Source organism: Nitrobacter sp. NHB1 (assembly GCF_036964665.1).
Taxonomy (GTDB): Bacteria; Pseudomonadota; Alphaproteobacteria; order Rhizobiales; family Xanthobacteraceae; genus Nitrobacter.
This window is the reverse complement of the sequence record NZ_JBAMDA010000001.1, coordinates 618,523-637,386: the sequence shown is the minus strand read 5'-3', so window position 1 is coordinate 637,386 and position 18,864 is coordinate 618,523. Positions and strand designations below refer to the sequence as shown.

The following is an 18,864-nucleotide window of genomic DNA, read 5'->3' as shown; positions in this document are numbered from 1 at the left end:
ACTCTCCCCCGTCTCGCTTACGCCGGCTGCGCGGCAGCCAGCGCTTCCCTGGCCGGCGCGATGTCGTTCGGTCCGCCGACGGCGACGCCAACAGCGCCATCCGCAATGCGCTTGACCAGCCCACTCAGGACCTTGCCGGCTCCGATCTCGAAAAAGCGCGTCACGCCATGTCCTGCCATGTAGGCCACCGACTCACGCCAGCGTACGGTCCCTGTGACCTGCTCGACCAGGCGGCGGCGGATCTCGTCCGGGTCCGTGATCGGCGCGGCCAGCACGTTGGACACGACCGGCGCGGCCGGCGTGTTGATCGTCACGTCAGCCAGCGCCTTCGCCATGACATCCGCCGCGGGTTGCATCAGCTTGCAATGAAACGGCGCCGATACCGGCAGCAGCATCGCGCGCCTGGCGCCCCTGGTCTTTGCGATCTCGACCGCACGATCGACCGCCGCCTTATCGCCGGACACGACAACCTGCCCGCCGCCATTGTCGTTCGCGGCCTGGCAGACCTGACCCTGCGCGGCTTCGTCGGCAACCGCCACCGCGATCTCGTAATCGAGGCCGAGCAGCGCGGCCATCGCGCCGACGCCGACCGGAACCGCCTTTTGCATGGCGAGACCGCGTGTCCGCAGCAGGCGCGCCGTATCGGCGATGCTCAGGCTTCCCGCGGCCGCCAGCGCGGAGTATTCCCCGAGCGAATGCCCGGCCACGAAGGCGGCATCGCGGGCCACGGAAAATCCGGCCTCGGCCTCGAGCACGCGGAGCGTGGCGATGGAGACCGCCATCAATGCCGGCTGGGCGTTCTCGGTCAATTGCAGGGTTTCAGCGGGACCGCCCCAGATAATGGCGGTCAGTTTTTCGCCGAGAGCGGCATCCACCTCGTCGAAAACGGCTTTCGCGACCGGAAAAGCGTCCGCCAGCGCCTTGCCCATACCCACGGTCTGGGAACCCTGCCCCGGAAAGGTAAATGCCGCTGTCATGCGTCCGCCCCTTGAAACCCCGGGCGGAGAGACACCGCGCGCCGGATGATGTCAAGAAGGGCGCAGGAACCCCGTCAGCTACGGTCGTGCCGTCCCTGATCCGCCTGGCGCGGCCGGATTGACAGCTTCGACGGGCCGAAACCGCGCGGCCGGCGCCTGCTCTTGCAACCGGCCTGAAAATCCGTATAACCCGCGCCATCCGTGGATCCCGGCCGGGAGCTGAACGGACGGTCTCAGCAATTTCACCTGTCAGGCGATATTGATGCGGCAGGGCCCGTCGGTCCGTCGTCCCGTGCTTCCGCCTTCTGAGCTTATCCCGAGTCCTTTCCGAAGGTCTCGAAGGGCTTGCCGCCGAGGTCTGCGCCAACTTTAGGAAAGGACACCCATGCCTCTCTATGAGCATGTCTTTCTCGCGCGTCAGGACGCGAGTTCCCAGCAGGTCGAAGAGCTGACAAACCAGATCACCGGTGTGATCACGGGATTGGGCGGCAAGGTCACCAAGACCGAGAACTGGGGCGTACGCTCGCTCACCTATCGCATGAAGAAGAACCGCAAGGCGCATTTCGTGCTGCTCAACATCGACGGGCCCGCCACCGTGGTCAGCGAGATCGAGCGCCAGGAACGCATCCACGAAGACGTCATCCGCTATCTCTCCATCCGCGTCGAGGAACACGAGGAAGGCCCGTCCGCGATGATGCGCAAGGCCGATCGCGACCGTGAGCGCGACGACCGCGGCGGCGGTTTCCGTGGCGACCGCGAAGGCGGCTTCCGTGGTGACCGCGGTCCTCCCCGTCGGCCGCGCGAGGAAGCCACCGCAGTGGTTGGGGAGTAAGAATCATGGCTGATGCAGGTGCACGCCGTCCGTTTTTCCGCCGCCGCAAGACCTGCCCGTTCACGGGTGCGAATGCGCCGAAAATCGATTACAAGGACTCCAAGCTGCTGATGCGTTACATCTCGGAGCGCGGCAAGATCGTGCCGAGCCGCATCACCGCAGTGTCCGCCAAGAAGCAGCGCGAACTCGCGCGCGCCGTCAAGCGTGCGCGCTTCCTCGGCCTGCTTCCTTACGTCATCCGCTAGAGCCTTAGAGCCTTTACCGCTTCTGACGGAATCAGAAGCGGGGCTCCAAGATTTTGATTTAACGCGTTTTCTTCACGCGAACCGGTACCCCTCCTCGGGTCCAGCCCGAGGACATGTTTCGCTCGAAAACGCTCTAATTCGGCGATTGGCGACGGCATTCACTCCCGCCGCCCGTCATCTTTTTTCATAAGGCTTCCGGATCGCCCGGTCGCCGATGGTTGGGGTTCTAAAAGGACCTCTAACCGCTCGAAAGGAGCGGGACAGCTGATGATCAGAAACCTCCTCATCGCAGCAGCAGCCGGCTGCGCCTCGGCGCTGATGTTCGCCTCGATCATTTCGGGAGCGCTCGTCTCGCTGCTGCTGTTCTATCTGGCCCCGCTGCCGCTGATGGTCGCGGCGATGGGATGGGGACCGACCTGCGCGGCAATCGGCGGCGCTCTGGCCGGCGCCGGTCTCGGCGGCATCTTCGGCCCGTCCTATTCCGCCGCCTTCGTGTTGACAGTCGCACTACCGGCGTGGTGGCTCGGGCACCTGGTCCTGCTCGGCCGCCCTGTCACGGACGATCCGCCGTCACACGGCACCGGTGTGGCGCCGCCCGGACCGCCGCCGGTCGACTGGTATCCACTCGGACGCATTCTGATCTGGATCGCGTGCTTCGCCGCCCTGACCACGACCGCCGCGCTGCTCACGCTCGGTTCCGACGCATCGACGATCACGGATACGCTGCGCCGCGGATTGCAGCACATCGTCAATGTGCAGGATGCCGCGTCACGCGATCGCACCTCGGAAGTCGTCGATGCGTTTGTGGCCATCGCTCCCGCTGCCGCCGCAACGATCGCGATGACGACGCTGACGCTCAATATGTGGCTCGCGGCCAAAGTCACCGCCACCTCCGGCCGGCTGCGACGCCCCTGGCCCGACATGAAAACAACGACGCTCCCGCCAATGGCGCTGGTTGCGACGACCGTGGCGCTGGCGCTTTGCTTCATCGGCGGACTGCCGGCCATCCTGGCCCAGATCCTCACCGCGTGTCTGATGATGGCGTATGCGCTCGTGGGTTTCGCCGTGCTGCACACGATCACGCTCACACTGCGGAACCGTGGGCTGTGGCTGGCCTCCGTCTACGCCGTCGTCCTGGTGTTCGTCTGGCCCGTCATCACGGTGATCGGCATCGGCATCGCCGACGTAATTTTTGGAATTCGCCAACGCTACCTGCAACGGCACACGCCTCCGCCGCTCGCACCCAAATCGTGAATTCAACACAAACCCGCTCAACACCGAACAAGGGGACCGAACATGGAAATCATTCTTCTGGAACGCGTGGCCAAGCTTGGCCAGATGGGCGATGTCGTGAAGGTCAAGGACGGTTTCGCCCGCAACTTCCTTCTCAAACGCGGCAAGGCCCTGCGTGCGACCGCCGAGAATCGAACCAAATACGACGGCATGAAAGCCGAACTTGAAGTCAATAATATCAAGGCCAAGGGCGAAGCCGCCACGGTCGCCGAGAAGATCGACGGCCGCGACATCGTCATCATCCGCCAGGCGTCCGAAACCGGTCAGCTATTTGGCTCGGTCACGGTACGCGACATCGTGGCCTCGCTGGCTGCGGAGGGCATCACCGTCAGCCGCCCGCAGGTCTGGCTTGATGCGCCGATCAAGACGATCGGTCAGCAGAAGCTGACGGTCGCGGTCCATCCGGAGGTGGAGGCCCATATCATGGTAACCATCGCCCGCAGCGCCGACGAAGCCGAGCGCATCAAGCGCGGCGAGGATATCAGCACCCGTCGGGAGGATCGCGATGCCGCGGCGGAAGCGATCGCCGCCGCCGGCGAATTCTTCGATCCGGAAGCGGAGCCCGACGACTTCGCCGAAGCCGAGAGCGAGAGCGAGCAGAACGCCGAGGAGAAGTGAATCCGGCGTCGCGAGCGACGCTCTGAACCTTTTTGCTTCTGATGTCATCAGAAGCGGGGATTTGACGCGTTTTCTTCACGCGACCCTGGATTCATCCTCGGATAGGCCCGAGGACGTGCCTCGCTTGAAAACGCTATCCTGATCCGATTCCGACATCCGGCCCGCTCCAGCGACCGTACATGTCCACAAAGCAAAACGGCCGGCACCTGAAGTGCCGGCCGTTTGATTTTTTTGCGGTTCCCTTAGACCTTGAGCGGTTCCTTCGAGATACCGCCGGACTTCGGCTTGCGTGGCGGGGGCCGCCTGCGGGCACCCGGAAGCTTCTCTGGCTTGGGTGTGACCGGCCCCTCGAGGAATTCGAAACCGATCTTTTCGAGATCGACGCCGGCGACCGCTTCGTCCTTGACCAGAACGACGCGGACATGGCCACCGCCCTTGAGTTTGCCGAACAGCACTTCGTCTGCCAGCGGCTTCTTGATGTGCTCCTGGATCACCCGCGCCATCGGCCGGGCGCCCATCTGCTCGTCATAGCCATGCTGGACCAGCCAGGTCTTGGCCGGCTCGGAGAGTTCGATCGTCACAAAGCGATCCGCAAGCTGGGCTTCGAGCTGAAGCACGAACTTCTCGACCACCATGCCGATGACGTCCGTGCTGAGATGGCTGAACGAGACGGTGGCATCGAGCCGGTTGCGGAATTCAGGCGAGAACTGGCGGTTGATCGCTTCGTGATCATCCCCTTCCCGCTTGCTGCGCGTGAAGCCGAACGCAGCCTTGGCCATGTCGGACGCGCCCGCATTGGTGGTCATGATCAGGATCACGTTACGGAAGTTGACCTGCTTGCCGTGGTGATCGGTGAGCCGGCCGTGATCCATGATCTGCAGCAGCACATTGTAGACATCGGGGTGCGCCTTCTCGATTTCGTCGAGCAACACCACGCAATGCGGATGCTGATCGACGCCGTCGGTCAGCAGGCCGCCCTGATCGAAACCGACATAGCCCGGAGGCGCGCCGATCAGCCGCGAAACGGTGTGCCGCTCCATGTATTCGGACATATCGAAGCGCAGCAGTTCGACGCCCATCGCCGCCGCGAGTTGCTTCGCAACCTCGGTCTTGCCGACGCCGGTCGGGCCGGAGAACAGGTAGGAGCCGATCGGCTTTTCCGGCTCGCGCAAGCCGGCGCGCGCGAGCTTGATCGCCGCCGTCAGGGCTTCGATCGCGAGATCCTGGCCGAACACGACGCGCTTGAGCGTCTGCTCGAGATGCTTGAGGACCTCGGCATCGTCCTTCGACATGCTCTTGGGCGGTATCCGAGCCATGGCCGCGATCGTGGTCTCGATTTCCTTGATGCCGATCGTCTTTTTGCGCCTGTTCTCGGCAACCAGCATCTGCGCCGCGCCGGACTCGTCGATCACGTCGATCGCCTTGTCGGGCAGCTTGCGGTCGTGAATATAGCGCGACGACAACTGCACCGCCGCCTCGATAGCGTCGTTGGTGTATTTCAGCTTGTGGTAGTCCTCGAAATACGGCTTGAGCCCCTTCAGGATGGCGATGGCATCCTCGACCGACGGCTCGTTGACATCGATCTTCTGGAACCGGCGCACCAGCGCGCGATCCTTCTCGAAGTGCTGCCGGTATTCCTTGTAGGTGGTCGAACCCATGCAGCGGATCGTTCCCGACGCCAGCGCCGGCTTGAGCAGATTGGACGCGTCCATCGCGCCGCCGGAGGTCGCGCCTGCCCCGATCACGGTGTGAATCTCATCAATGAACAGGACAGCATTCGGGTGCGCTTCGAGTTCCTTGAGCACCTGCTTCAACCGCTCCTCGAAATCGCCGCGATAGCGGGTGCCGGCCAGCAGCGTCCCCATATCGAGCGAGAAAACGGTTGAGGCCGACAGCACCTCGGGAACTTCGCTGTCGACGATGCGTTTGGCCAGCCCTTCCGCGATCGCGGTCTTGCCGACGCCGGCATCGCCGACAAAGAGCGGATTGTTCTTCTGCCGGCGGCACAACACCTGAATCGCTCTGTTGATCTCGGCGTTTCGCCCGATCACCGGGTCGATCTTGCCGTCTCGCGCCTTCTTATTCAGGTTGACGCAGTAGGTATCGAGCGCGTCGCCCTTCTTCTTGGCGTCGTCGCCGCTCTTCGATTCGGTCTCCTCGTCGACCCCGCGCGCCGGACGCGCTTCGGAGACGCCGGGACGCTTGGCAATGCCATGGCTGATGTAATTCACCGCGTCGTAGCGCGTCATATCCTGCTCCTGCAGGAAGTAGGCAGCATGGCTTTCGCGCTCCGCGAAGATCGCGATCAGCACGTTGGCGCCCGTTACCTCTTCGCGGCCGGACGATTGCACGTGGATCACCGCACGCTGGATCACGCGCTGGAAACCGGCCGTTGGCTTGGCGTCGTCGGTGGCGTCCGCCGCCACCAGATTCTCGAATTCGGTTTCGAGATAGTTCACCAGGCTGCCGCGCAGCTTGTCGAGATCGACGCTGCAAGCCCGCATCACCGCTGCCGCATCGGAATCGTCGACCAGCGACAGCAAAAGGTGTTCAAGCGTGGCATATTGATGATGCCGCTCGTTCGCGATTGCGAGCGCCCGGTGCAGGGATTGTTCCAGGCTTTGAGAAAAAGTTGGCATTCCGCGTCCTCTAGAGTCTCTTGCCCATCATGATCGCCATCGCCCGGTCAGGCAACAACAACCTTCTTCAACAATATAGTAATACACTATCCCAGGGGAAGGGCCGGTTCAGCGCAGAAATTGCGTCGCCCTGTTCCGAATCGCACAGAAGCTTGGACCAGCCACGCGCGGATTCGCGCCCGCCAAAATCCGGTAACCCGCAAAATTCCCTTCCGATTTGGCCGAACCGATGCGGCTATTTTTTTTCCATCACGCATTGCAGTGGATGCTGATGCTTGCGTGCAAAATCCATCACCTGCGTCACTTTGGTCTCGGCGATCTCATAGGTGAACACACCGCATTCGCCAATTCCGTGATGGTGGACGTGCAGCATGATCTCGGTCGCGGCTTCCACATCCTTCTGAAAGAACTTCTCAAGGACGTGAACGACGAACTCCATCGGAGTGTAATCGTCATTCAATATCAGCACGCGGTAGAGATTCGGACGCTTCGTCTTCGGTTTGACTTTGGTGATGACCGAAGCGGCCGGATCGCCTCGCCTATCGGTGCGCTCCTCATCGTCACTCATTCTCGGTGCGGGAGATGAACGGATATCCGCCATAAGCAGCACGGAACTTCCAGATGTCTCAATGGCAGGCAGCTTCAACATGGCTCAAGCGTTCGATATCTCCGCAGGATGAACGACAGCGGCAATTAGCCACGGTCGTATCAATCCAGGCAAGTTTTCACGGCCGCCTGTCCAGGTCGGTCGTCGGCTGGTCTGGTCGCTTAAGTATGGGTCCGTATTCGGCTGTTCGCAAGATCGTAAATTGCTACCGAAACGACCGTCTGCCGCGGTCCGGCCATCGAGCCGATGGTTAACGGGGGTCTCCCGGCTTGAGAGAATGTGGGATATGGCCGTTTAGGCTCCGTTGACGACGGCGGCAGTCTTTAGGCGTATCCCCTCAATTTATGCGGCTATTTACCTGCTTTCTCAGGACGACTTTACCACCCGTTTAGCCCTGCGGCTCGCAATGCCGGCTGAAACCAACGGATCGGTGACAGCCATGTCTGGTACGTCAATTCGCAAACGGATTCCCAGTTCGGCCGTCCGTTTCGGCCAAGATTTACGGGGTAATATCGCACCGATTTTTGCGATCGCTCTCCTGCCGTTGCTTGGCTTCGTCGGCGCCGCCGTCGACTATACGCGGGCGAATGCGGCGCGCTCGTCGATGCAGGCGGCAATGGATTCGGCGGTGCTGATGGTCTCAAAGGACGCGGCGGCTAACCCGACCATGACGTCGCAGCAGATCACGGATGCCGCGCAACGATATTTTTCGGCGCTTTATCATGACGCCGACGCTTTTAATGTCACCGTGAACGCGACCTACACGCCGAGCACGTCTTCGGCGGCGGCGACGATCCTCGCCTCCGGAACCGGCGCCATCAAAACCGACTTCATGAAGGTGGTCGGCTTTCCGCAGCTCAACTTCGGCACAAGCTCTACATCCACGTGGGGCAACTCGCGGATGCGCGTCGCGATGGTGTTGGACAATACCGGGTCGATGGCACAGAACGGCAAGATGTCGGCGCTGATATCCGCCGCGAAGGACATGGTCGACACGCTGTCTGGCTACAACAAGAATACCGGCGACATCTATATTTCACTCATTCCGTTTGCGAAGGACGTGAATGTCAATGGCGTAGTCGGGTCGAGCTACATCAAATGGAGCAGTCCCACCGGAACCTCAAATCCCGATACGTGGGACGAAAACAATGGTACGTGCAGCGCAGGCAGCAGTTACAAAACGATGCCCGCTTGCGTAGCAATAAGTACATGCAGCATCAGTGGATACTCTTCCAAGAGTTCCTGCACCTCCGCTGGCACGTGCTCGAACTCAAGCTATACGACCCAGAGCGCCTGCACCGCCGGCGGAACCTGCTCGAAATCAAAATACACGACCCAGAGTCAGTGTACGTCGAAGTCAGGCGTTTGGACCAGCGGAAACTATACCTGGACAGCAGGCGTATGGGGATCGGCAAAATGGACGCCGAATAACCATAACACCTGGTCGGGCTGCGTGATGGATCGTGACCAGAGTTACGATATCCAGAATGAGGCGGCAGTCCCCGGCGACACCAACACGCCTTCGTCGCTGTTTCCCGCTCAGGAATACACGCAAGGGTCAACGAACTACTGCAAGACAGGAAGCAACCCGTATCTTCAACCAATCATGCCGATGACCAATGACTGGAGCACCCTCAAGACCGCGATTGGCAACATGCAGCCGACAGGCGGCACCAACCAGGCCATCGGGCTTGCGTGGGGATGGCAATCCCTCAGCACCACCAATGGACCGATTCAGGCGCCGGCCAAGGACTCAACCCACATCTACCAGGACTATCTGGTTCTGTTGTCAGACGGTCTGAATACGCAGGACCGCTGGCCTGCATATGGCAACGGCAACACGCAATACACGTGCTCTCCGGGCAACGTTCTCTGCATCGACGCGCGCCAGGAAGCTCTCTGTCAGGCCGCAAAAGTCGCCGGCGTTACGATCTTCACGGTTCAAGTCAACATCGGTAACGTGGATCCGACGTCGCAAGTATTGCAGGACTGCGCCAGCAACGGCAATTTTCAAATGATCACTTCTGCGAATCAGACCGCCGGCGCATTTCAGAATATTCTCACGCAAATCTCGCAGCTCCGCATCGCGAAGTAACGACCGCGCGCTCCGACCAACAAAAGCCCGGCCGATGATGGCCGGGCTTTTTCATTTGAGGATAGTCTTGCGATATCAGCGGGCGACTGGAACGAACTTCGCGGCGAAGTCCTCGAACGGCTTGTAGGTCTGTCTGGCGAGATCGGCGTAGAGTTCGCCGATCTTCTGCGACTCCGCAACGAACGTCTCGTAGGCCGTCTTGGCGTATTCGGTCTGCACCTCGATGGCCTTGTCGAGCGATTTCACGCCGGCGAGTTTCTCGGTAAATGCGTTGCCATCTTCAAACGACTTCCGCGTGTAGTCGCCGAAGGCGATGGCGATGGCCTGGACGCCCTTCTGGAGGCTGCCCGCCGCCGCGACCGCGGCATCGAATTGCTCTTTTCCGTGCTGCTGAACTTCTTCGATCTTGATCATGATGGATTCCTCTCCCGGGTCCAGCCGGTGCTTCCGGCTCCTTCGTGAAAGTTATAGTGCACCGCACAATAAAATGCAAGAATTTTTGCATCGCACAAACGCACGATTCGACGCAAATCCAGCAGGTGCCATCAAGAGTTGCTTAACCTTTTGGAAACTCCGGCCCCCTAGGCTGATTTCCGCATCGTGAGCGTTCCCGTGGAAAATCAGAAAAACACGGTGAAACCAGCCTCTTAGCCAGAACGGCAACCTGACCTGCCACCTCGCCTGGAGACCGGTTCGCGCTGAACGTTCGGATCAGACGGTCGGGCACAATTTTGCCTCACGAACCGGTGACTAAAGTCGAAATGGGGACGGGGGAGTTCATGCTTCGCACAACCTTGGCTTCCTCGCGCGTGATGCGAGCTGGCGCAATCGGACTGGCGGCGATAGCCGCCGTCGTTTTCACGACCGACCACGCCGACGCACGCCGCGCCCGTCACCATCACCACCACCATCGCCAACACCAACAGGTGCGGTACAGCTACAATCCACCGTTCGCCTCGATCATAGTGGATGCCAATTCCGGCGCGACGCTTTCGTCCACCAATCCCGACAGCCTTCGTCATCCGGCATCGCTGACCAAGATGATGACGCTCTATCTGCTGTTCGAGCGTCTGGATGCGGGCAAGATCGGTCTCGATACCGAGATGCGGGTCTCAGCGCACGCGGCGGCGCAGGATCCGACGAAGCTCGGTCTGCGGAGCGGTCAGACCATCCGCGTCGAAGACGCCATCAAGGGCCTGGTGACGAAATCCGCGAACGATGCGGCGGTCGTGATCGCCGAGGCGCTCGGCGGGGATGAAAATGACTTCGCCAGAACGATGACGCGGAAGGCGCGTGCACTCGGCATGACCCGGACGGTCTATCGCAACGCATCGGGCCTTCCCGACGACGATCAGGTCACCACCGCGCGGGACCAGGCAACGCTCGGCCGCGCGCTGCAGGACCGGTTCCCGCGTTATTATCGCTACTTCGCGACGACCTCGTTCAAGTTCCGCGGCCGCACCATTCGTGGCCACAACCATCTGCTAGGCAGCGTCGAGGGCGTCGACGGCATCAAGACCGGGTATATCCGGTCCTCCGGCTTCAACCTCGTCACCAATCTGAGGCGCGGCAATCGCCACCTGGTCGGCGTCGTCATGGGAGGCCGCAGCAGCGGTTCGCGCGATGCGACCATGCGCAAGCTGCTGGCCGACAATCTCGACAAGGCCGCGACGCGGCGCACAGTCGCCGCCATCACCGAGAACAGCACGGCCGACGCCAATGCGCAGGTGGCCGAAGATCAGGCGCGCTCACGGCCAAAAGGCATGACGCAGGTCGACGGCGCCGTTCAGGTCGCAGCATCCGCCGAGCCGGTCGCGCTGCCGTCCGAACGTCCCGCTCACCTGACCCGCTCGCTGATAACGGCCTCGACCGCCGCGCTGCCGCCGAAACGGCCCAGGCCCGAGCCCGCCCCCCTGACGAGCGGCGTCATCGAAACCCCGCCGATCGACATCGTTCCCGGCTCTACCGAACCGATGAAGCCGGTGCGGGTGAAGACGGTACAGGTCAGGGCGGGATCGATCAGGTTGGCCTCGGCCGGGTCGGCGCCATCATTGCCGCCGATCGGCGGCAACACCGCAGCCCTTCGCGACGGGGCACCGGAAACCTCGGGGTCTGTCGTGGCGCGGGCCAACATGCCGCCGCAGCCTGCCAACTTCGGCACCGGCCATGGCATCCTTGGCGTGCTGCCGGCCTCCAGCGTCCCCTCCCCGGCATCGCAGAGGATGGCAAATGCCGATTCCGCATCCAGGGTTCTACCGCAGGCTGTTCAGCAAAACGGCGCGGTGAAGCCAGTGGCATCGCATTCGGGCTGGATCATCCAGGTCGGCGCGCTGGAAACCGAGCGCGAGGCACGCGAGCGTCTCGATGCGGCGAGAGGCCGCGCCCGCGGCATGCTGCGCAAGGCCGATCCTTTCACCGAACCTGTCGCCAAGGGCAACAAGAAGCTGTACCGCGCCCGCTTCGCCGGCCTCGACCGCAGTGAGGCCGAAGCCGTGTGCCGCACCCTGAAGCGTTCGGACATGTCCTGCATCACGATCAAAAACTGACCGCGCTGCTCGCGTCGCACTTTCAAATGGCCGGGCCTTACCCGGCCATTTCGTTTTGACGACGCCAGAGCCTGAGCCTGCGTGATCTCCGCAGCCGAAAACCCACGCCACGCAAACCACTCGTCAAGAATTGGCGGATACAGTTGAAAACAATGATCGGCCACGCCGGATAACGGCGGGCGAAAACGGGGCGTTGAACAGAAACAGGCAGAAGCGACTCGCAGTGTAGCGTTTGGTTGCGTTGGAGTTAGCTGCGATGAGTGCGAAGCAAAGTGTCCTTGGCCTCGTTTACACGGGCCGCCAGGTACGTCGTCCCCCCCTGGTCGGGATGCAGTTTCTTCATGAGCCCTCGATGCGCGCGCCGGATCTCGTCCCCGCCCGCCCCCGGCTGCAAGCCAAGGATCTGATAGGCCTCCTCGTCCGTCATTTTACCGCCCGACGCCGCGCGGCTTCGCCCCCCTGCCGGATCGCCTTGCGCGTTCTGACGCCAGGCGGGAAACCTGCGGTCCAGATAGCTTTCAAGTAACGCACAGCTCTCGGCATCGAAGCTCGTCATCATTGCGACAAGCTGCGGCAGGTCGAAATCGTCAAGCGAGCGACCCGCGTAGGGCCCGGCAATAATCCGTCCGCCGAGACGGCCGCTGTCGTGATCCAGGATCATGTCGAGAAACTGCGAGCGCACCTGGGACGTTTTTCCTGCCGAGGGCTGTGTCCGCGCGCCGAAAAGTCTGCCCAAGAACGACCCGCCGGACGGCGACCAGCCCAAAAGGCCGGCGCCGAAAATCCCGAGCGGCAGCGCAACCACCAGTTCTCCCTTGATGCCGACAAATGCGGCCACCGCGAGCGCTACGATGCCGCCCGCGAGCCTGACGGCTCGCGCCAGCACGGCCGGGTTTGCCGCCCGCAATAGTTGAAGCAGCAAATACAGAAAAACGAATGCAAGGAGGCCAGCAATCAGGATCGGCATGGCGGATAGATAGTATGTCAGCGCAACCGGCGAAAGCGATTGTTGACAGCGGTCACGGCAGCGCGGAGCGAACCCATGTTCGCACAAGCGCATTATGGCGCTAGTTTCATTTGTCCCAAAAGCCGGGTCGCACCGGCAGCGGTCCTCGACAGCCGTTGCAAGGCTCCCCGGCCGCCCGCCGCATAAGCCGCGGCGGCGCGAAGCAATTCACGCAACTGGGCCGCAGCGCCGGGATCGAACCGGCACCAGGCGCCGCCGGTCAGTCGCGCGATTTCACGAAACGCCCGCTCGGCAACCGCATCATGTCCTTCCTGGAACATGAACACAGGAACCTTCAGCAACCCCAGCTCGCCGGCTGTCGCGCAGATTTCGTCGACAGATTCTTCCATCGCGTCACCGACGAACACGACGGCCTTGATACCCGATGCGACCGCTTCGCTGCGCGCGTGTGAAAGAACTTTGCCTATTTGAGTATTGCCCCCACGGCAATCGATGGCACCCATCAACCTTGCCAGCTTTGCGCTGTCGGATATCCAGCCGCTGGAACGGCATTCGCCGAGTCCGCGATAGTAGACCAGGCGAATATCGAGGCTGCCGATGCCGGCGGCTTCGCGAAACATGTCGGCCTGGAGTGAGCAGGCCATATCCCATGTCGGCTGCCGGCTCATGGTGGCGTCGAGTGCAAACACCAGCCTGCCATGACTGCCCGTAGCTGAGGGCGACATCGCCCGCGCCTTGGCGACGAACGCGGCGATATCGGACGAAGCCGACGGCGTTATGTCAGGCAACGGAACATTTTCGCCGGACGGTGTACTCCGACGGGCGGACGGGTTAGCGGGAAATTTCGGCGGCGCCGGATCGCGGGACATCGATGCTCGCAAGCGATTGAAAGACACAATGTGGCGCAAACCACCGATGATTCAATACATGAACTATTCAACCCTGGCGACAACGCGGTCGCCCGGAAAATCCGGCCGCGGCAGTTGGCGATGCCGGATCGAGCTTGATAAGGTCCGCTTTCCGCCGCGGCTCGAAAGTGGCCCGTCCCGAAACCCATCCACCGAACAACAATGCCACGCGCCCCCGCTATTGCCCGCACCCTTCCCTCGCTGCGCCGCGCCCTGGAGGGTTTGCGGGCGCGCCGGGCAACCATCGCTTTGGTGCCCACCATGGGTGCGCTTCACGACGGGCATCTGGCGCTGATGCGTCAGGCAAAGCGGCGCGCGTCAAAGGTTGTTGTCTCGATTTTCGTCAACCCGACCCAGTTCGCGCCGCATGAGGATTTCGGATCGTACCCGCGGACCTGGAAGGCCGATATGGCCAAACTCGCGGAGGCGCGCGTCGATCTGGTGTGGAATCCGGACGTCGGCACGATGTATCCGCCGGACTTCGCAACCCGGATATTAACTGAGGGGCCAGCGACGGCAGGTCTCGAAGATCGTTTCCGTCCGCATTTTTTCGGCGGAGTCGCGACCGTCGTCGGCAAGCTGTTTGCGCAATGCCGGCCGGATGTCGCCCTGTTCGGCCAGAAGGACTATCAGCAACTCAAGGTCGTGACGCGAATGGCCGCCGATCTCGATCTCGGCGTCAAGGTCATCGGGATTCCGATCGTGCGCGAACGCGACGGACTCGCGATGTCGTCGCGCAACGTCTACCTGTCGGCCGAGCAGCGCGCCGTCGCGCCGACGCTCCATCGCGTCATGAAGGATGCCGTCAAACGGCTGCGCAACGGCAGCGATCTCGAAGCCGTCATGGCCGATGGGACGAGAACGATCGGGAACGCGGGCTTCACGCTGGATTACTTCGAGGCGCGTCACGCTGAAACGCTGGCTCCGGTCCGCTCGATCAAGGACGAACCAGTCCGGCTCCTGGTGGCGGCAAAAATCGGAACGACGCGTCTGATCGACAATATCGGCGTTTAAACCCGCCTCGTTTGTTACCTTTACAGCAGCCCCAGATCGCGCAACTCGCGCCGCATCGGCTCGGGCATCGCGGCAACGCTCGCCGCATTGCTGCCGAGGTCGGGCGGCGCATCGGCGGCAGACAGATAGCGCCAGCCCTGAAACGGACGCATCGGACGCGGCCTGACAGCAACCACCTTCGGCTGCATGACCAGACGGCATCGGCCGATGCCGTCGCCGTCGCGGAACGGCTCGATGCCGATCAGCTTCTCCCGGGCGGCGATTTCACCTTTGATGACCCAATAGAGCGAGCCGCCCGCGAGCAATTCTTCGGCGCGCTTCGGCGTCATCCGGGTGATGTGGATATGGTGGCGCGGCAGACCTTTCCCTTTTGCCTGCTTCATGCGCTCGGCGATCCAGCTCCTGAACTCCTTCAAGGATTCGCAGCCGACGGCGAGTTTGACGAGATGGAGGTGCATGTCAGCGGCGGCTCTCGAATGGATCGGCTTCAGCATTCGCTCGAAAACGCTCTAATTCTGCACGCTCGCTGACGATGGCTCCGGCGTAAGGCGGACGGGCGCCGCCGCGTGCGGTTTGGGTGCCGGCGGCCTCCTGGCCGCCGCCGGACGCGGCTTCGGAACCGTGTGCGAGGTCGGCGGTCGCGGCGGCGGCGGCGGCGCTGCCGCGCCCGTCGGCGGCTCGGGCGTCATGATATTGACCGGCGGGATGGATGCGGCCGTCGGAAAGTCCATGGTTGTCGGTTTGCCCGTCGGCTCCGGGGGCAGCATCGGCGTCGTACCGGGCATCGCAGCGCCCGTCGTTGCCACAGGTGCGCTCCACGACGACGCATAACGCATCACCAGCTTCTCGTAGCTTCGCTCCTCCATGTTGGCAGCAACCTGGCTGTGATCGGTCAGCGACTGGAAGGCGGCACAGTCCGACGGCCGGCAGTGATCGCGGGCGAGCAGCACATGGGCGACCAGACCATAGCGATCACGCTCGATCGCCCGCCGCAGCGCCTGCAACTCCGGCGACATGACGCTGTCGGCGGCGGCGACATCGCCGAACGACCTCAATCGGCTGATTTCCGAAGCCGCATAGGAGACGGCGGCGGCCGCCGCATCCGGCGTACCGAACAACGCCTTCTCGCAGGCGACCTCGACCACGTCGCCGGCAAGGCCGTCGATGCAGGACAACGCCGGCATCGCGACGTTGACCGGAGCGGGCAGGTTTTTCGACCCGAACGCCTCACCGCCATCCGGACCGAATCCGCGAATGGTGACGACCCCCGCGACTGCGATCGCGAGCAATGTGATAACGGTCAAGGCGCCGTTCGCGACCGACTTTTCGGCGCGAGCCAGCGTCAGGAGCACAATGGTCGCGAAGAATACCGCTACGAGCAGCGTCAGCCACATCGGGAATGTCGGCGAATGCCAGAGTTGATCGGGTGATGTCACCCACGCCCAGTTCATGCGCGTTGTCCCTCATGCCGAACAGTGGGACCAGCATAAAACGCAATCGGCAAATGCGAATGCAGATTCCCCGGTTATTCAATGACCAGGGAATGCGGCAAAATCAGTCTGGACCGGTCCGTTTCGGAGGGTTTCAGGGCAAGCTTTAGCTCGATTGTGCCGGACTTGTCCTAGCCGGCGGCGAGTTGACTTTCCTTTGCGACGCGCTCGAAAGCCTCCGCCGAATTCTTGATCCGGTACTGACAGTCGTCGCCGTCGGTGGGAAGCAATCGGATCACCTCGTAAGTGCCGCTCGCAGCCGGCCGTGCCACGTTGCTCGCGGTGAAATAGACCGTTTCTCCAACGAGATATTTATGCTTCAACGCCTTCTCCATCACGCAATGGCAATGCCAGCCTCCGCGGTCCCCCGCGGTGCTGCTAGCCATGATTTTCGATGGGTATAGCACGCGGCCGAGGCTTTTGGCCAGTCATAAACGACATGGCGGAATTACCAATTTTGCAGGTTTTCCAGTCATGTAAATGCATTTCCGGTTGCTGAATATGGAACTCCGAGAGTGGTGGTTGTGGATGCAACCACGGCACCGGAACCGGCGACCGGCCGGCTGTGTTGCCTGCCAACCGGCATCCGGACGCGGCCCTTTAATTGCCTTATGTTGTCAAGCCTCCTTGCGACGCCGGCACTGGGGTCATGGTCCTTTCCGAGGTCGCTAGGCGCCTCATGATGATGTCCGGGTCGGGTGCCTCAACGTGTTCAGCGGAGTGCAGACTAACCGCCACCAGCCGATTGACCGAGGTCACCACGACGACCGTCCCAGCGGGACATCGCCGACCCGGCGGACCGGGCCAGGAACTTGCAAAATACGTCAGGCCGGCTTCGCGCCCCAATCGAACGACGTGCCGTCGACCCAGATACAGTGGAGAACCACCGCGATCTTCCGGGCGATGGCGACCTTCGCCTTTTTCATTCCGATCCGTTTTGCAAGCTTCATTCCCCAGGCTTTGAGGGAGGACCATTTTTTGGTCCGATAAAGCAAAACGGTTGCTGCTTCGAACAGGTAAGTTCGGAGTAACCGGTCGCCCCATCGCGATATCTTGCCACTAGTGTCAATCTCACCAGATTGATTGCGCCGAGGTGTAAGGCCGAGATAGGCGCCGACCGAGGAAGCCGATCGGAAGCGGGACGGTTCATCGATAGTATGGCGGAATGTTAGGGCGGTCACCACGCCGACACCAGGCACCGTCATCAAGCGGCGCGTCGTCTCGTCCGACTTCGCCAAGCGGCGGACATCGTCGTCGAACTTGCTTTGCTGCTGACAGATATGCTCATGAATCGACAGGAGCGGCGCAATCACGCTGAGGAGGTGATGATCTTCACCCAATAGCTCGCTGACCTGATTGCGGAACTGTCGGCCGATGGCGCGGGGGAATAGCAACCCGCATTCCTTGATCAGACTGCGGACCTGGTTCTCGATATCCCGGCGCATGGACACGAGCCGGGCTCGCGCGACGAGTATCGAGCGGATCCTCTGGCTTTCCTCGCTTTTAACTTTGACTTCTCGATACCAACCGACCCGCACCAATTCAGCGAGACCTCGCGCATCGTTCTGATCGCTCTTGTTCATACGCACCGACAGGGCGGCGTGTGCATGCCGCGCATCAATGCAAACGACCGGAAGCTCGACCCTCCGAAGTTCGTGCCAAAGCCAGCTCGCCATCGCACCGGTCTCAAAGCCAATGCGCTCCGCCAGTGGCGCATGTTTACGAAGCAGCCTAGTCAGATCGCCGGGATCAGACTTGGCCTTTCCCTCGAAGATTAATTGCCCAGTCTCGCTGACCACGCATACTGCGGTTTCTCTCTGCGAGACGTCCAGCCCGACGTATTGCTTCATGACAGCTCCTCCGAATCATTTGATTGCGAGAGTTCAACGATAACGGAGCTTTTGTGCCGCGAGCGCCGACCGCAATTACGTCATCGTGTTCAATCGGCTTCTAATTTCTCGATCACGCGGGTTTCCGCGAGTCCCTGCTCGGTCCACTGCTGAAATGCCGGCAGCGACATCATGGCATCCATGTAGGCCCACACCGGCGGCGTCACGACGATCGCATAGGTCCGGAAGCGATGGACCACCGGCCCATACATGGCATCGGCTGCACTGAAGGATCCAAACAGGAACGGCCCGGCCTTCGCGTACTGCTGACGGCAATCCGTCCAAAGCTCCTGGATACGGGCAATGTCAGCGCCCGCATTATCGGAAAGCGCCTTCGCGCCGACCGGCCGGTGCAGGTTCATCCCGCACTCGCTCCGCAGCGCTGCAAAGCCGGAATGCATTTCCGCCGAGATCGACCGCGCGTGCGCGCGGCAGGCAGCATTCGCCGGCCACAGACCCGCCTCCGGAAACCGCTCGGCGAGATATTCGATGATCGCCAGCGAATCCCACACCGTCACGTCACCATCGATCAGCGCCGGGACTTTGCCGGCAGGAGTTACATCGAGGATGCGCTGTTTGTCGGCGGCGCCGGTATAGAGGGGAATAAATCTCTCCTCGAATGCAATGCCGCTGGCCTTGAGCGCTAGCCAGGGCCGCATCGACCACGACGAATAATTCTTGTTCCCGATCACGAGCGTCAGCGTCATTTCGATTCACTCCTGTGCCCGCACACTGGCTAAAAAT

General features: G+C 61.8%; 18 protein-coding genes. 7 read left to right on the top strand and 11 right to left on the bottom strand.

Annotation, left to right across the window (positions count from 1 at the left end):
* Positions 1–17: 17 nt before the first annotated feature.
* Positions 18–977, bottom strand: a complete 960-nt coding sequence (fabD, locus tag V4R08_RS03080) for an ACP S-malonyltransferase (RefSeq protein ID WP_335577987.1) — start codon at positions 975–977, stop codon at positions 18–20.
* Between the two features lie 385 nt (positions 978–1,362).
* On the opposite strand from fabD, the gene rpsF reads away from it, so the two are divergent.
* From rpsF to rplI, 4 genes are all read left to right on the top strand, one after another.
* A complete protein-coding gene (gene rpsF / locus V4R08_RS03075) occupies positions 1,363–1,809 on the top strand; it encodes a 30S ribosomal protein S6 (protein ID WP_335577986.1) in 447 nt (148 codons plus the stop codon).
* 5 nt (positions 1,810–1,814) lie between these two features.
* Entirely contained in the window at positions 1,815–2,054 is a 240-nt protein-coding gene (gene rpsR / locus V4R08_RS03070) for a 30S ribosomal protein S18 (protein WP_011510823.1), read from the top strand.
* Positions 2,055–2,321: 267 nt separating this feature from the next.
* The gene (locus V4R08_RS03065; RefSeq protein WP_335577985.1) at positions 2,322–3,308 is read left to right on the top strand and encodes a hypothetical protein; all 987 of its coding nucleotides are present in this window, start codon (positions 2,322–2,324) and stop codon (positions 3,306–3,308) included.
* 42 nt (positions 3,309–3,350) lie between these two features.
* Positions 3,351–3,965: a 50S ribosomal protein L9 gene (rplI, locus tag V4R08_RS03060; RefSeq protein WP_335577984.1), complete on the top strand. Its 615-nt coding sequence runs from the start codon at positions 3,351–3,353 to the stop codon at positions 3,963–3,965.
* 242 nt (positions 3,966–4,207) lie between these two features.
* Here rplI and clpA read toward each other — a convergent pair whose 3' ends face one another.
* Together clpA and clpS are read right to left on the bottom strand one after the other, a co-directional pair.
* Positions 4,208–6,604 (bottom strand): ATP-dependent Clp protease ATP-binding subunit ClpA, encoded by a 2,397-nt coding sequence (gene clpA, locus V4R08_RS03055; RefSeq protein WP_335577983.1) that lies wholly within the window; start codon positions 6,602–6,604, stop codon positions 4,208–4,210.
* Between the two features lie 235 nt (positions 6,605–6,839).
* Positions 6,840–7,172, bottom strand: a complete 333-nt coding sequence (clpS, locus tag V4R08_RS03050) for an ATP-dependent Clp protease adapter ClpS (protein ID WP_335580164.1) — start codon at positions 7,170–7,172, stop codon at positions 6,840–6,842.
* A gap of 343 nt (positions 7,173–7,515) precedes the next feature.
* Between clpS and V4R08_RS03045 the strand changes: the two genes are divergently transcribed.
* Complete coding sequence (locus V4R08_RS03045; RefSeq protein WP_335577982.1) at positions 7,516–9,306, top strand: TadE/TadG family type IV pilus assembly protein; 1,791 nt, start codon at positions 7,516–7,518, stop codon at positions 9,304–9,306.
* A 75-nt stretch (positions 9,307–9,381) separates the two neighbouring features.
* Here V4R08_RS03045 and V4R08_RS03040 read toward each other — a convergent pair whose 3' ends face one another.
* Positions 9,382–9,720 carry a phasin family protein gene (locus V4R08_RS03040; RefSeq protein WP_335577981.1) on the bottom strand — a complete coding sequence of 113 codons (339 nt, stop codon included), beginning with the start codon at positions 9,718–9,720 and terminating at the stop codon, positions 9,382–9,384.
* Between the two features lie 365 nt (positions 9,721–10,085).
* On the opposite strand from V4R08_RS03040, the gene V4R08_RS03035 reads away from it, so the two are divergent.
* The gene (locus V4R08_RS03035; protein ID WP_335577980.1) at positions 10,086–11,852 is read left to right on the top strand and encodes a serine hydrolase; all 1,767 of its coding nucleotides are present in this window, start codon (positions 10,086–10,088) and stop codon (positions 11,850–11,852) included.
* Positions 11,853–12,099: 247 nt separating this feature from the next.
* On the opposite strand, the gene V4R08_RS03030 is transcribed toward V4R08_RS03035, so the two are convergent.
* Both V4R08_RS03030 and V4R08_RS03025 read right to left on the bottom strand, forming a co-directional pair.
* Positions 12,100–12,819 (bottom strand): DnaJ domain-containing protein, encoded by a 720-nt coding sequence (locus V4R08_RS03030; RefSeq protein WP_335577979.1) that lies wholly within the window; start codon positions 12,817–12,819, stop codon positions 12,100–12,102.
* A gap of 92 nt (positions 12,820–12,911) precedes the next feature.
* On the bottom strand, positions 12,912–13,688 hold the full coding sequence (locus V4R08_RS03025) for a vWA domain-containing protein (protein ID WP_335577978.1): 777 nt from the start codon (positions 13,686–13,688) through the stop codon (positions 12,912–12,914).
* A gap of 201 nt (positions 13,689–13,889) precedes the next feature.
* Between V4R08_RS03025 and panC the strand changes: the two genes are divergently transcribed.
* Positions 13,890–14,741 (top strand): pantoate--beta-alanine ligase, encoded by an 852-nt coding sequence (panC, locus tag V4R08_RS03020; RefSeq protein WP_335577977.1) that lies wholly within the window; start codon positions 13,890–13,892, stop codon positions 14,739–14,741.
* A gap of 20 nt (positions 14,742–14,761) precedes the next feature.
* Here the strand turns inward: panC and V4R08_RS03015 are convergent, their stop codons facing one another.
* The 5 genes from V4R08_RS03015 to V4R08_RS02995 all read right to left on the bottom strand — a co-directional run bounded on the left by V4R08_RS03015 (position 14,762) and on the right by V4R08_RS02995 (position 18,827).
* On the bottom strand, positions 14,762–15,199 hold the full coding sequence (locus V4R08_RS03015; RefSeq protein ID WP_335580163.1) for a DUF1489 family protein: 438 nt from the start codon (positions 15,197–15,199) through the stop codon (positions 14,762–14,764).
* Between the two features lie 51 nt (positions 15,200–15,250).
* A complete protein-coding gene (locus V4R08_RS03010) occupies positions 15,251–16,192 on the bottom strand; it encodes a hypothetical protein (RefSeq protein WP_335577976.1) in 942 nt (313 codons plus the stop codon).
* A gap of 170 nt (positions 16,193–16,362) precedes the next feature.
* Positions 16,363–16,566, bottom strand: a complete 204-nt coding sequence (locus V4R08_RS03005) for a hypothetical protein (protein WP_086008320.1) — start codon at positions 16,564–16,566, stop codon at positions 16,363–16,365.
* Positions 16,567–17,055: 489 nt separating this feature from the next.
* Positions 17,056–18,081 carry an IS110 family RNA-guided transposase gene (locus V4R08_RS03000; protein ID WP_335577975.1) on the bottom strand — a complete coding sequence of 342 codons (1,026 nt, stop codon included), beginning with the start codon at positions 18,079–18,081 and terminating at the stop codon, positions 17,056–17,058.
* 89 nt (positions 18,082–18,170) lie between these two features.
* Positions 18,171–18,827 carry a glutathione S-transferase family protein gene (locus tag V4R08_RS02995; protein ID WP_335577974.1) on the bottom strand — a complete coding sequence of 219 codons (657 nt, stop codon included), beginning with the start codon at positions 18,825–18,827 and terminating at the stop codon, positions 18,171–18,173.
* Between the last annotated feature and the right edge of the window lie 37 nt (positions 18,828–18,864).

Coding starts and splice junctions, on each gene's coding strand:
- panC (WP_335577977.1), top strand. CDS start 13,890: ATGCCACGCGCCCCCGCTATTGCCCGCACCCTTCCCTCGCTGCGCCGC.
- V4R08_RS03015 (WP_335580163.1), bottom strand. CDS start 15,199: ATGCACCTCCATCTCGTCAAACTCGCCGTCGGCTGCGAATCCTTGAAG.
- fabD (WP_335577987.1), bottom strand. CDS start 977: ATGACAGCGGCATTTACCTTTCCGGGGCAGGGTTCCCAGACCGTGGGT.
- rpsR (WP_011510823.1), top strand. CDS start 1,815: ATGGCTGATGCAGGTGCACGCCGTCCGTTTTTCCGCCGCCGCAAGACC.
- V4R08_RS03005 (WP_086008320.1), bottom strand. CDS start 16,566: ATGGAGAAGGCGTTGAAGCATAAATATCTCGTTGGAGAAACGGTCTAT.
- V4R08_RS03035 (WP_335577980.1), top strand. CDS start 10,086: ATGCTTCGCACAACCTTGGCTTCCTCGCGCGTGATGCGAGCTGGCGCA.
- clpS (WP_335580164.1), bottom strand. CDS start 7,172: ATGAGTGACGATGAGGAGCGCACCGATAGGCGAGGCGATCCGGCCGCT.
- V4R08_RS03030 (WP_335577979.1), bottom strand. CDS start 12,819: ATGCCGATCCTGATTGCTGGCCTCCTTGCATTCGTTTTTCTGTATTTG.
- rpsF (WP_335577986.1), top strand. CDS start 1,363: ATGCCTCTCTATGAGCATGTCTTTCTCGCGCGTCAGGACGCGAGTTCC.
- clpA (WP_335577983.1), bottom strand. CDS start 6,604: ATGCCAACTTTTTCTCAAAGCCTGGAACAATCCCTGCACCGGGCGCTC.
- V4R08_RS03000 (WP_335577975.1), bottom strand. CDS start 18,081: ATGAAGCAATACGTCGGGCTGGACGTCTCGCAGAGAGAAACCGCAGTA.
- V4R08_RS03025 (WP_335577978.1), bottom strand. CDS start 13,688: ATGTCCCGCGATCCGGCGCCGCCGAAATTTCCCGCTAACCCGTCCGCC.
- V4R08_RS03040 (WP_335577981.1), bottom strand. CDS start 9,720: ATGATCAAGATCGAAGAAGTTCAGCAGCACGGAAAAGAGCAATTCGAT.
- rplI (WP_335577984.1), top strand. CDS start 3,351: ATGGAAATCATTCTTCTGGAACGCGTGGCCAAGCTTGGCCAGATGGGC.
- V4R08_RS03010 (WP_335577976.1), bottom strand. CDS start 16,192: ATGAACTGGGCGTGGGTGACATCACCCGATCAACTCTGGCATTCGCCG.
- V4R08_RS03065 (WP_335577985.1), top strand. CDS start 2,322: ATGATCAGAAACCTCCTCATCGCAGCAGCAGCCGGCTGCGCCTCGGCG.
- V4R08_RS02995 (WP_335577974.1), bottom strand. CDS start 18,827: ATGACGCTGACGCTCGTGATCGGGAACAAGAATTATTCGTCGTGGTCG.